Source organism: Knoellia terrae (assembly GCF_048606435.1).
Taxonomy (GTDB): domain Bacteria; phylum Actinomycetota; class Actinomycetes; order Actinomycetales; family Dermatophilaceae; genus Knoellia; species Knoellia terrae.
In genome coordinates this window covers 426,021-438,103 of sequence record NZ_JBMBWH010000001.1, presented here as the reverse complement: position 1 = coordinate 438,103, position 12,083 = coordinate 426,021, and the positions used below count along the sequence as shown (strand labels likewise).

Annotated in this window: 10 protein-coding genes; all 10 read right to left on the bottom strand. The window is 72.2% G+C overall.

Features of this window, described 5'->3' with window-relative positions; genetic code table 11:
- Window positions 1-207: 207 nt before the first annotated feature.
- The 10 genes from prmC to ACOJV9_RS02165 all read right to left on the bottom strand — a co-directional run bounded on the left by prmC (window position 208) and on the right by ACOJV9_RS02165 (window position 12,074).
- Entirely contained in the window at window positions 208-1,065 is an 858-nt protein-coding gene (gene prmC, locus ACOJV9_RS02210) for a peptide chain release factor N(5)-glutamine methyltransferase (protein WP_420183534.1), read from the bottom strand.
- Window positions 1,062-2,144: a peptide chain release factor 1 gene (gene prfA / locus ACOJV9_RS02205; protein ID WP_420183533.1), complete on the bottom strand. Its 1,083-nt coding sequence runs from the start codon at window positions 2,142-2,144 to the stop codon at window positions 1,062-1,064. The genes prmC and prfA overlap by 4 nt, the downstream gene beginning before the upstream one ends.
- Window positions 2,145-2,260: 116 nt before the next feature.
- Window positions 2,261-2,476: a 50S ribosomal protein L31 gene (rpmE, locus tag ACOJV9_RS02200; RefSeq protein ID WP_035939769.1), complete on the bottom strand. Its 216-nt coding sequence runs from the start codon at window positions 2,474-2,476 to the stop codon at window positions 2,261-2,263.
- A gap of 304 nt (window positions 2,477-2,780) precedes the next feature.
- On the bottom strand, window positions 2,781-4,823 hold the full coding sequence (gene rho / locus ACOJV9_RS02195) for a transcription termination factor Rho (RefSeq protein ID WP_420183532.1): 2,043 nt from the start codon (window positions 4,821-4,823) through the stop codon (window positions 2,781-2,783).
- A gap of 279 nt (window positions 4,824-5,102) precedes the next feature.
- Window positions 5,103-6,020, bottom strand: coding sequence for a homoserine kinase (gene thrB, locus ACOJV9_RS02190; RefSeq protein ID WP_420183531.1), 918 nt, complete (start codon window positions 6,018-6,020; stop codon window positions 5,103-5,105).
- 40 nt (window positions 6,021-6,060) lie between these two features.
- The gene (thrC, locus tag ACOJV9_RS02185) at window positions 6,061-7,149 is read right to left on the bottom strand and encodes a threonine synthase (RefSeq protein ID WP_420183530.1); all 1,089 of its coding nucleotides are present in this window, start codon (window positions 7,147-7,149) and stop codon (window positions 6,061-6,063) included.
- Between the two features lies 1 nt (window position 7,150).
- Window positions 7,151-8,482 carry a homoserine dehydrogenase gene (locus ACOJV9_RS02180; RefSeq protein ID WP_420183761.1) on the bottom strand — a complete coding sequence of 444 codons (1,332 nt, stop codon included), beginning with the start codon at window positions 8,480-8,482 and terminating at the stop codon, window positions 7,151-7,153.
- Window positions 8,483-8,532: 50 nt separating this feature from the next.
- Window positions 8,533-9,972, bottom strand: a complete 1,440-nt coding sequence (gene lysA / locus ACOJV9_RS02175) for a diaminopimelate decarboxylase (protein ID WP_420183529.1) — start codon at window positions 9,970-9,972, stop codon at window positions 8,533-8,535.
- A gap of 11 nt (window positions 9,973-9,983) precedes the next feature.
- Window positions 9,984-11,630, bottom strand: coding sequence for an arginine--tRNA ligase (gene argS, locus ACOJV9_RS02170; RefSeq protein WP_420183528.1), 1,647 nt, complete (start codon window positions 11,628-11,630; stop codon window positions 9,984-9,986).
- A 9-nt stretch (window positions 11,631-11,639) separates the two neighbouring features.
- Window positions 11,640-12,074 (bottom strand): response regulator, encoded by a 435-nt coding sequence (locus ACOJV9_RS02165; RefSeq protein ID WP_420183527.1) that lies wholly within the window; start codon window positions 12,072-12,074, stop codon window positions 11,640-11,642.
- Window positions 12,075-12,083 lie beyond the last annotated feature (9 nt).

Below are 12,083 nucleotides of genomic sequence, written 5' to 3'. Positions count from 1 at the left end.
CCTGCTCCCGGTCAATAGGGTCGACGTGTTCGTCCCTGTCTTCCCGAACGGAGGTGCATGGCAATGCGTGGTTCCGGACTCATCTGGACAATCGTCGGTGTTCTTCTGATCATCGCCCTGCTCATCTACATCCTCTGACGCCCGACAACCCTGCGGCCCCCGACCCGTCCCGGGTGGGGGCCGCAGTGCGTGTCGCGAGGACGCGGCTCAGGCGCGGACGGCCACGGTGGCCCGGGGGCGGCCGGCGAGGTCCCTGCGGTCCTCGATGCTCGCCCACGACCCCGTGGCCCGCAGGGCAGACGGGAGCGACTCGCCCTGGCTGTCGGCGTGCTCCATGACGAGGACCCCACCGGGGCGCAGCAGGCCCGAGGCCCGGGCGGCGACGAGGCGAGGGATCGCGAGACCGTCCTCGCTGCCGCCGTACAGCGCGACGTGCGGGTCGTGGTCGCGCACCTCCGGGTCGACCGGCTCGGCGGTGGTCGGGATGTAGGGCGGGTTCGAGACCACGACGTCGACCTCCGAGAGCTCGCCCAGGGCGGTCAGCGCGTCGCCGAGGACGACCTCGACGTCGAGGGCCAGCCGGTCGCGGTTGCGGGTCGCCCACGCCACCGCGAGGTCGCTCAGCTCGACCGCGTGGACTCGGGCCTGCGGCACCTCGGCCTTGACCGCGAACGCGATCGCGCCCGAACCGCTGCAGAGGTCGACGACGACGGGCCTGTCGACGCCGGCGTCGAGGCACCCGCGCACCGCGTCGATGGCCCAGCCGGCCACGACCTCGGTCTCAGGCCGCGGCACGAAGACGCCGGGACCCACCTCGAGCTCGAGCCCCCGGAACCAGGCCCGGCCGGTGAGGTGCTGGAGCGGGACGCGCGCTGCGCGCTCGGCGACGAGGCCGGCATACGCCTCCGGGACGGGAGCACCGAGGACCATGAGCCGCCGGACCTCACCGGGCTCGACGCGCAGGGCGTGCGCGGCCAGCGCGACGGCGTCGTGCTCGGGCGAGGCGACCCCCGCGTCGGCCAGCTGACGGGTCGCGTCGCGGACGGCGCCGCGCAGGTCGCTCACGCGGGGCCCTCGCCGAGGGCGGCGAGCTTCGCGGCCTCGTCGGCCGCCATCGCCGACTCGACGACCGCGTCGAGCTCACCGCCGAGGACGGCCTCGAGGTTGTAGGCCTTGAACCCGGTGCGGTGGTCGCTGACCCGGTTCTCGGGGAAGTTGTAGGTGCGGATCCGCTCGCTGCGGTCGACGGTGCGCACCTGGCTGGCGCGGACCCCTGCCGCCGCCTCGGCCGCCGCGTCGGTGGCGATCTGGTGCAGCCGGGCGCGCAGCACGCGCATGGCGGCCTCGCGGTTCTGCAGCTGGGACTTCTCGTTCTGGCAGGAGACGACGGTGCCGGTCGGGAGGTGCGTGATCCGCACCGCGGAGTCGGTCGTGTTGACGCTCTGGCCGCCGGGGCCGGAGGAGCGGAAGACGTCGATGCGCAGGTCGTTGGCGTGGATCTCGACCTCGACGTCCTCCACCTCCGGCATGACCCAGACGCCCGCGGCGCTCGTGTGGATCCGGCCCTGGGTCTCGGTGACGGGTACCCGTTGGACGCGGTGGACGCCGCCCTCGTACTTGAGGCGCGCCCACGGACCCTCGCCCGGCTGGGGGGTGCCCTTGGCCTTGACGCCCACCTGGACGTCCTTGTAGCCGCCGAGGTCGGTCTCGGTCGCGTCGAGGACCTCGGTGCGCCAGCCGCGCTGCTCGGCGTAGCGGAGGTACATGTGGAGCAGGTCACCGGCGAAGAGGGCCGACTCCTCGCCGCCCTCCCCCGCCTTCACCTCGACGATGACGTCACGGTCGTCGTCGGGGTCGCGCGGCACGAGCAGCCGTCGCAGGCGGTCGGCCGCCTCGTCCGCCGCCGCCTCGAGCCCCGGCACCTCGGCCGCGAAGCCGGCGTCCTCGGCCCCCAGCTCGCGCGCCGCCTCGAGGTCGTCGGTGGCCGTCTGCCACTGCGCGTATGCCGTGACCGTCGGTCCCAGCGCGGCATACCTCTTGTTGAGCTCGCGCAGCTGGTCCGGGTCGGAGGCGACCGCGGGGTCGCCCATCGCGCGTTCGAGCTCGGCGTGCTCCCGGGCGAGGGCCGCGGCGGACTCGAACATCAGGGGGTCCTCTCGGGACGGTGCGGTCGGCGGATGCGTGAGGTGTCAATGTCGGGAGACACGAATGCGCCGACCCGGATCCCCTGCGGGATCGACGGGTCGGCGCATCGAGGGTGCTACGCGTCGGCCTTCTTGCCGTAGCGCGCCTGGAAGCGGGCCACGCGGCCACCGGTGTCGAGGATCTTCTGCTTGCCGGTGTAGAACGGGTGGCACTGGCTGCACACCTCGGCGTGGATCTGGCCGGACTCGGCCGTGCTGCGGGTGGTGAACGTCGCGCCACAGGTGCAGGTGACCGTGGTCTCGGCGTAGTTCGGGTGGATGTCCTTCTTCACGATGTGTCTCCTCGAGGAATCTGGGTGTCTCCGGGTCGGCGGGTCCATCAGGGTGATGCAGACCCGGTAGCGCCCCGCCTGCATCCACTCGTGAGGGTGATGCTCAGGAAACGCGTTGTGCCGTGAACCGGTCCAGCGGTCAAGTGTGCCAGAGCAGGCACACGATGGCCTAAACGGCGAGGACGCCCCCGTTCATTCCCGCAGCGCGGCCCTGACGTGGCGCGAACGGCGGACATGCGGGTATGCCGCGAGGCGGTCTCCCGGACCGGGAGACCGCCTCGTGGTCGGTGCTGGCGACGACGGCTCAGTCGTCGTCCTCGTCCTCGAGCCGGTTCGAGCTGGTCTGCTGGACCTGCTTGAGGAACTCGTAGTTGGTCCTGCTCTTGCGGAGCCGGTCGAGCAGCAGCTCGATGGCCTGCTGGCTGTCGAGGCCGGAGAGGACCCGACGCAGCTTCCACATGATCTTCAGCTCCTCCGGGGCGAGGAGGATCTCCTCGCGGCGGGTGCCGGAGCCGTTGATGTCGACGGCCGGGAAGATGCGGCGGTTGGACAGACCACGGTCGAGCTTGAGCTCCATGTTGCCGGTGCCCTTGAACTCCTCGAAGATCACCTCGTCCATGCGCGACCCGGTCTCGACCAGGGCCGTCGCGAGGATCGTCAGGGAGCCGCCGTCCTCGATGTTGCGCGCGGCGCCGAAGAACTTCTTCGGCGGATAGAGCGCCGCCGAGTCCACGCCGCCCGAGAGGATGCGGCCACTCGCCGGTGCGGAGAGGTTGTAGGCGCGACCGAGCTTGGTGATCGAGTCGAGCAGGACGACGACGTCGTGACCCATCTCGACGAGGCGCTTGGCCCGCTCGATCGACAGCTCGGCGACCGTGGTGTGGTCCTCGGCCGGACGGTCGAAGGTCGAGGCGATGACCTCACCCTTGACCGCGCGCTGCATGTCGGTGACCTCCTCCGGGCGCTCGTCGACGAGCACGACCATGAGGTGGACCTCGGGGTTGTTCGTCGTGATCGCGTTGGCCAGGGCCTGCATGACCATCGTCTTGCCGGCCTTGGCCGGGGCGACGATGAGCCCTCGCTGGCCCTTGCCGATCGGCGCGACGAGGTCGATGATCCGGGTCGTGAGGATGTGCGGCTCGGTCTCGAGGCGCAGGCGGTCCTGCGGGTAGAGCGGGGTGAGCTTGCCGAACTCCGCGCGCTTGCGCGACTCGTCGGGGCTGAGCCCGTTGATGGTGTCGAGGTGCGCCAGCGGCGTGTACTTGGCACGCGTGTTGCGCGTCCCGACGGTCTGCTGCTGCGGCTCCTCGCCCTCGCGCGGCGCCTTGGTCGCGCCGACGACGGCGTCACCCTTGCGCAGGTTGTAGCGCTTGACGATGCCGAGCGGCACGTAGACGTCGTTGGTGCCCGGCAGGTAGCCGGACGTCCGGATGAATGCGTAGTTGTCGAGGATGTCGAGGATGCCGGCCACGGGGACGAGCACGTCGTCCTCGGCGAGCTGCTGATCGTTCTCGGTGTCGCCCTGGCGCTCGTCCTGACCGCCGCGGCGCTTGTCGCGGTTGCGGTTGCGGTTGCGGCGGCGGCGACCGCTGCGGCCACCCTCGTCGTCGTCGTCGGGGCCGTTCTGGTGGCCCTGAGGCTGGCCGCCCTGGTTGCCCTGGTTTCCGCGGTCGGCGTAGCGCTCGCCCCGGTCGGAGCTGCGGTCACCGCGGTCGGAGGAGCGCTCGCCCCCGTCGGAGTCGCGGTCACGACGGTCGGTGGAGCGGTCCTCGCGCTCGGTCGCGGTGTCGGCACCGCGCTCGCGGCGGGTGCCGTTGCGCTCGCCACGGTCGCCCCGGGTGTCGCGCTCGTCGGAACGCTCGTCGCGGCTCGAGGTGCGCTCCCGCGGCTGGCGGTCGGCATCAGGCTGCTCGCGCTGCTCGCGCGGTTCACGGGTGGACTCCCGCTGACCGCGCGGCTCGCGGTCCTCGGCGCGAGCCTGGCTCGTCGACGGACCACGGTCGGCGCGCTCATCGCGCGGCGCGGTCTCGGTCGCGGTCGGGGCCGGGGCCGGGGCCGCGGCCTCGGCCACCTGCGGCGCGCCCTGGCCGGACGACGCGGCCCGGCGCTGGCGCGGACGCTGCGTCGGTGCCGTCTCGGGCTCGGTGGCGACGGGGCCGCTGTCACCGTTCTGGCGCGACTTGATCGCGGCGACGAGGTCGCCCTTGCGCATCTTGGCGGTGCCGGAGATGCCCATGCTCGAGGCGAGCCCCTGCAGCTCGGCGAGGCGCATGGCCGTCAGCGAGCCCGACCGACGTGGGCTCTGCCCGGACGCCGCGGATGCCTCAAGGGTGGTGGTGTCTGTCACGAAGGATCCTTCCCCTCGTCAGTGGCCCGAGCCCGCTGGGCAGGGCCGAATATGGGTGTCAGGGACCTGACGGATGAGTCCACGGGGAGTCGACGTCAGCGAATGGCTGCACCGGTCGACCGGCCCAATGTGGTGGATGCGTGTCGCGGTAGGCATCGGAGGACAGAAAGCTCATCCGGCATCAACTTCGACCGCAGCATCAGAGTAACACCCGGCGTTCGACACGCACGGTGAGGCGGCGCCGCGCGTCACACCGCCTCCGGGTGGTGTTCCACGACGTCACCACGCCGTGGGGGACCGCACGTCCAGCACCGCGGTCTCGACGCCACGACTCGGTATGCCGGGCTGTCGCACCCGCCATGACGCGCCTCCCATGGAGCCCACCTCGGCCGCGGTGTCGCGTGTCGCGAGCACGAGGACCGAGGGTCCCGCCCCGGAGATGACGGCGGCATGTCGCGCGGCGCGCAGGTCGTCCACGAGCGCCATGGAGGCGGCGTACGAGGCGCGACGGGGTTCCTGGTGCAGCCACTCGCGGGTGCCGTCGAGGAGGTGTCGCGGCTCGTGGGTGAGGGCGTGCACGAGCAGGGCTGCTCGCGCCGAGTTGGCTGCGGCGTCGGCCAGCCGCACCTGGGCCGGCAGCACGGCCCGCGCCGTCGCGGTCGAGAGCTGCACCTCGGGAGTGAAGACGACGGGCACGACGTCGGGGTGCGGGACGAGCCGCAGCGTCGTGGTGCCCTGCTCGGGATCGTCCGACCACGAGAGCGTCACGCCGCCGAAGACGCTCGCCGAGGAGTTGTCCGGGTGGCCCTCCAGGCGCGCGGCGAGGTCGTTGACCGGGGTGAGGTCGACGTCGTCCACGGCACGACCGTCCCGCAGCGCGAGGAGCGCGTGCGCGAGGGCGACGCCGGTGACGATGGCCGTCGCGGACGAGCCGAGCCCGCGACCGTGCGGGACCTCGTTGGCGCACTCGAGCCGGAGGCCCGGTGGGGGCGTCTCACCGAGCTCCTCGAAGGCGTGGACGAGGCTGCGGTGGACGAGGTGCGTGGCGTCGGTGGGGACCGACCCGGCACCCTCACCGGTGACGTCGATCTCGAGGCCGTTGGTGGCGAGAATGGTTGCGCGGCAACGGTCCCACAGCCCGAGCGCCACCCCCACGGAGTCAAAACCCGGACCCAGGTTGGCGCTGCTCGCCGGCACGCGGACGGTCACACCGGCGCCCGGCTGCCACTCCCCCACGTCAGTCCGCGAAGCCGAGGACCTCGGCGACGGCCTGCGCCTCCGCGGCGACCTTGACCGGCTCGACCTCGGAGCCGTCGGCGGTGCGCAGGGCCCACTGCGGGTCCTTGAGACCGTGGCCGGTGACCGTGCAGACGATCGTCGCGTCGGCCGGCACCTCACCCCGCTCGCCGGCCTGCAGGAGGCCGGCGATGCTCGCGGCGGACCCGGGCTCGACGAAGATCCCCTCGGTGGACGAGAGCAGGCGGTGGGCCGCGAGGATCTGCGCGTCGGTGACCGACTCGATGCGCCCACCGGACTGGTCGCGCGCCTCCTCGGCCTGGCGCCAGGAGGCCGGGTTGCCGATGCGGATGGCGGTGGCGATCGTCTCGGGGTCGTCCACCGGGTGGCCCAGCACGATCGGCGCGGCCCCGGCGGCCTGGAACCCCCACATCTGCGGGGTGCGGGTCGCGACGGCGGGCAGGCCCTCGGCGTCGGTCGCGTACTCCCGGTAGCCGCGCCAGTAGGCGGTGATGTTGCCGGCGTTGCCCACCGGCAGCACGTGGATGTCGGGGGCGTCACCAAGGGCGTCGACGATCTCGAACGCCGCGGTCTTCTGGCCCTCGATGCGAGCCGGGTTGACGGAGTTGACCAGCTCGACGGGGTGCACCTCCGCGAGCTTGCGCGCGACGGTGAGGCAGACGTCGAAGTTGCCGTCGACCTGGATCAGCGTCGCCCCGTGCGCGATCGCCTGGCTGAGCTTGCCCATCGCGATCTTGCCCTCGGGCACGAGCACCGCGCAGGTCATGCCGGCCTTGGTGGCATAGGCCGCGGCGGACGCGCTCGTGTTGCCGGTGCTCGCGCAGATGACCGCCTGGGCACCGCGGCCCTTGGCGTGCGAGATGGCCGTCGTCATCCCGCGGTCCTTGAACGAGCCGGTGGGGTTGAGGCCTTCGTACTTGACGAGCACGTTGGCCCCGACGAGCTCCGAGAGGTGCTCGGCCGGGATGAGCGGCGTCCCACCCTCGTGCAGGGTCACGACCGGTGAGCCGGCCAGCATCGGCAGGCGGTCGGCATACTCACGGATGACTCCGCGCCACTGGTGTGCCACGTCAGGCTCCTTCCACGCGCATCCACGAGACGACCTCGTCGACCGTGTCCAACCCGGTGAGCGCGGCGACCGTCGCGGAGAGCGCCGAGTCGGGAGCGCGGTGCGTGACGACGACGAGCTCGGCGCGCGAGCTGTCGCCCTCGCCGAGGACGCGTTGGCGCACGGTCTCGATGGAGACGTCGTGCTCGGCGAACACCGAGGCGACCGCGGCGAGCACGCCCGGGCGGTCGGCCACGGCGAGGCTGATGTGGTACCTCGTCACGGCGTCGCCCATGGGCACCACAGGGAGGTCGGCATAGGCGGACTCGGTCGGTCCGTGGCCTCCCGCGAGCCGGTGGCGCGCGACGGCGACGACGTCGCCGAGGACGGCCGACGACGTCGGGTCGCCGCCGGCGCCCTTGCCGTAGAACATGAGCTCGCCGGCCGCGCTGGCCTCGACGAAGACGGCGTTGTAGGCGTCGCGCACCGAGGCCAACGGGTGCGAGCGACGGATCATCGCCGGGTGGACCCGGACGCTGACTCCGCTCGGCGTCCCCGACTCGTCGCGCAGCAGCTCGCAGATCGCGAGCAGCTTGACGACGGAGTCCATGTCCTTGGCGGCCTGCACGTCGGCGGCGGTGACCTCGGTGATGCCCTCGCGGTGCACCTGGGCGCTCGAGACGCGGGTGTGGAACGCCAGCGACGCGAGGATGGCGGCCTTCGCCGCGGCGTCGAAGCCCTCGACGTCGGCGGTGGGGTCGGCCTCGGCGTAGCCCAGCGCCTGCGCCTGCTCGACGGTCTCGGCGAACCCGGCACCGGAGCTGTCCATCTTGTCGAGGACGAAGTTGGTCGTGCCGTTGACGATGCCGAGGACGCGCTGGACGTCGTCGCCGACGAGCGACTCGCGCATCGGGCGCACGATCGGGATGGCCCCGGCGACCGCGGCCTCGTAGTAGAGGTCGACGCCCGCGTCGGCCGCCGCGGCATACAGGGTGGGCCCGTCCTCGGCGAGCAGCGCCTTGTTGGCGGTGACGACCGAGGCGCCGTGCTCGAGGGCCGTGAGGATGAGCTCACGTGCGGGGTCGACGCCCCCGATGACCTCGATGACGACGTCGGCGCTGCGCACCAGCGTGTCGGCGTCGGCGGTGAAGAGCGACGGGTCGACCGGCACGTCGGGCCGCACCCGCTCGGGGCGGCGCACGGCGATGCCGATGAGCTCGAGGCGGGCGCCGACGCGCGCGGCCAGGTCGTCCCCGTTCGTCACGAGCATCGTCGCGACGGAGGAGCCGACGACGCCGCAGCCGAGCAGGGCCACCTTGAGGGTGGGCGCCGGCGAAGGGTCGGGGACGGCCATCTGGGTGCTCTCCTCGGGCGTCACGGGTTCGACGGCACGGCGCTGGGTCATCAGCTGCTCCCGACGTCGAGGGCGAGCAGGTCGTCGATGGTCTCACGGCGCACGAGGACCCGTGCCGAGCCGTCTCGGACCGCGAGCACCGGCGGCCGCGGTGTGTGGTTGTACTGGCTGGACAGCGCTCGGCAGTAGGCGCCGGTGCCGGGCACGGCGATGAGGTCGCCGGGTCGGGTGTCGGCAGGCAGCCATTCGTCCTGGACGACGATGTCGCCGCTCTCGCAGTGACGGCCGACGACCCGGGCGAGCATCGGGCGCGCAGCCGAGCTCCGGTTCGCGAGCGTGCAGGAGTAGTCGGCCTCGTAGAGCGCCGGGCGCACGTTGTCGCTCATCCCACCGTCGACGGAGACGTAGGCGCGGGAGTGCTGCTCGTCGAGCTCGACCTGCTTGACCGTGCCGACCTCGTAGAGGGTGAAGGTCGACGGACCGACGATCGCCCGGCCCGGCTCGACCGACACGCGAGGGACGCGCGACAGGTTCCCGTCGCCGACCGCCTTGAGCTCGCGCGCGACGATGTCGGCCATCTGCTTCCCGAGCAGCGCCGGAGGGAGTGGCGTGTGCTGTGACGTGTACGCCATGCCGAACCCGCCTCCCAGGTCGATCTCGGGGCAGTGGTGCCCGAGATCGTCGGCGACCCTCGCGTGCAGCCCGACGAGCCGTCGCGCACTCAGCTCGAAGCCGCCGGTGTCGAAGATCTGGCTGCCGATGTGCGAGTGGAGGCCGCGCAGGTCCAGGTGCTCGTGGTCGAGCACCAGGCGGGCCGCCTCGAACGCCTGCCCGCTGGACAGGCTGAAGCCGAACTTCTGGTCCTCGTGCCCGGTGGCGATGAACTCGTGCGTGTGCGCCTCCACGCCGACGGTGACGCGGATCATCACCGGCGCGGTGACGCCGAGCTCGGCCGCCACGGCGGAGACCCGCTCGATCTCGACGAACGAGTCCAGGACGATCCGGCCGACGCCGTACTCGAGGGCGTCCCGAATCTCGTCCATCGACTTGTTGTTGCCGTGGAAGCCGATCCGCTCGGGCGGGAAGCCTGCCCGACGCGCCACCGCCAGCTCTCCGCCGCTGCACACGTCGAGCGAGAGCCCCTCCTCCGCGACCCACGTCGCCACGGCCGTGCAGAGGAACGCCTTGCCGGCGTAGTAGACGTCCGCTCCCCCGCCGACGGAGCCGAACGCCTCACCGAAGCCGTCACGGAACGCCCGTGCCCGCGCCCGGAAGTCCTGCTCGTCGACGACGTAGGCCGCCGTGCCGAACTCGCGCGCGATGCTCACCACGTCGAGGCCGGCCACCGTGAGGCGGCCCTCCTCGTCGCGGCGCACCGTCTCCGGCCAGAGCTGCGGCAGGAGCGCCATGACGTCGTCGGGGAACGGCAGGTAGAGCGGCGGACCTCCGTACCCCTCGGCGTGGAGGGCACCAGCCTCGTGCGAACGCATCGCTCAGCTCCTCACATGCGCTCGGGCGCACTCACGCCGAGCAGGTCGAGTCCGTTGGCGAGCACCTGGCGGGTGGCGTCGTTGAGCCGCAGCCGCGTGCGGTGGAGGTCGGTGACCTCCTCCTCGGCGTTCATCGGCCGGACGCGGCAGGTGTCGTACCACTTGTGGTAGCGGCCGGCGAGGTCCTCGAGGTAGCGGGCCACCCGGTGCGGCTCGCGCAGCTGCGCCGCATGGGCCACGACCCGCGGGAAGTCGCCGAGGGTGGCCAGCAGGGTCGCCTCGGTGGCGTCGGCCAGCAGCGAGGGGTCGAAGCCGTCCTCGGCGCGCACCCCGTCCTCGGCCGCGAGCCGGGCCACGTTGGCGGTGCGGGCGTGGGCGTACTGGACGTAGAACACGGGGTTGTCGTTGGTCTGCTTGCGCAGCTCCTCGCCCTCGAGGCTCAGCGGGCTGTCCGCCGGGTAGCGGGCGAGGCTGTAGCGGATGGCGTCGCTGCCGATCCACCGGATGACGTCGGCGAGCTCGACGATGTTGCCGGCGCGCTTCGAGAGCTTGGCTCCCCCGAGGTTGACCAGCTGCCCGATGCGGACCTCGATGTTGTGCTCGGGGTCGTCGCCGGCCGCGGCCGCGATGGCCTTGAGCCGGTTGATGTAGCCGTGGTGGTCGGCGCCGAGGAGGTAGATCTTCTCGTCGAAGCCGCGGTCCTTCTTGCTGAGGTAGTAGGCGGCGTCGGCGGCGAAGTAGGTGGGCTCCCCGTTGGCCCGGATCAGCACCCGGTCCTTGTCGTCGCCGAAGTCGGTGGTGCGCAGCCACACCGCGCCGCCCTCGTCGAAGACGTGACCCTGCTCGCGCAGCCGGTCGACGCTCTTCTCGACGGCGCCGCCCTCGTGCAGCGTCGCCTCCGAGAACCACACGTCGAAGTGCACGCCGAAGCTCTGGAGCGTCGCGCGGATGTCCGCCAGCTGCGCCTCGTAGCCGATCCGCCGCGCCTCGGCGCGCGCCTCGTCGTGGGGCAGGTCGAGGAGGTCGGGACGCTGCGCGAGCGCCGCCGCGGCGAGGTCGTCGACGTAGGCGCCGGGGTAGCCCCCCTCCGGCGTCGGCTCGCCCTTGGCGCGGGCGAGGACGCTCGCGCCGAAGACGTCCATCTGCGCGCCGGCGTCGTTGATGTAGTACTCGGCCGTGACGTCAGCCCCCGACGCGACGAGGAGCCGGCGCATGGCGTCACCCAGGGCCGCCCACCGCGTGTGGCCGATGTGCAGTGGCCCGGTCGGGTTGGCCGAGATGAACTCGAGGTTGATGGTGTGACCCGCCTCGGAGTCGTTGCGGCCGTAGGCCGCTCCCGCCTCGACGATGCTGCGCGCCAGCTCGCCGGCGCTTGCCGTGTCGAGCGTGATGTTGAGGAAGCCGGGTCCGGCGACGTCGACCGCCGAGACGCCCCGGACGCTCAGGAGGCGCGAGGCCAGGCTCGTGGCGAGCTCACGCGGCGGTATGCCGGCCGGCTTGGCGAGCTGGAGCGCGATGTTGGTCGACCAGTCACCGTGGTCCCGGTTGCGGGGTCGCTCGACGCGGACGCTCTCGGGCACCGGGGCGGCCAGCTCACCGGCGGACGCGGCCTCGACCAGGGCAGCCCGGATCGCGGAGGACAGTTCTTCGGGAGTCACGCCCGAAGTCTATTGGTCGCTCTCGTGGGGCCTTCCCTCGACCGCGAGCCGTGAGACGACGTCGACGAGCTCGACCGGGTCGAACGGCTTGGCGACGAAGGCGTCGAAGCCGGCGAGGGCCGCCTCGCTGCGGTCGTGCGCCGTCGTGGACGCGGTGACGAGCACGCTCGGCACCTGCGCGAGGCGGGGGTGGGACCGGATCGCGGCGATGGCCCACCACCCGTCCCGCTTGGGCGTCTGGGCGTCGAGGACGATGACGTCGGGAGTGCGGGACGACGGGTCGATGAGCTGGCTCATGGCCTCGTGGCCGTCCGCGGCGAGCAGCACGTCGAAGCCCTCGAGCTCGAGGTTGATCCGGATGATCTCGCGGATCGAGTCGATGTCGTCGCAGACGAGAACCAACGGGCGGTCGTGGGAGGTCGACGCTGCCTGCCCGGATTCCATGGGTGCAAC

What these genes read in the sequence shown, in the direction of transcription:
- prfA (WP_420183533.1), bottom strand. Translation starts at nt 2,144, where the DNA reads ATGTTCGAGTCCGCCGCGGCCCTCGCCCGGGAGCACGCCGAGCTCGAA.
- ACOJV9_RS02165 (WP_420183527.1), bottom strand. Translation starts at nt 12,074, where the DNA reads ATGGAATCCGGGCAGGCAGCGTCGACCTCCCACGACCGCCCGTTGGTT.
- lysA (WP_420183529.1), bottom strand. Translation starts at nt 9,972, where the DNA reads ATGCGTTCGCACGAGGCTGGTGCCCTCCACGCCGAGGGGTACGGAGGT.
- ACOJV9_RS02180 (WP_420183761.1), bottom strand. Translation starts at nt 8,482, where the DNA reads ATGGCCGTCCCCGACCCTTCGCCGGCGCCCACCCTCAAGGTGGCCCTG.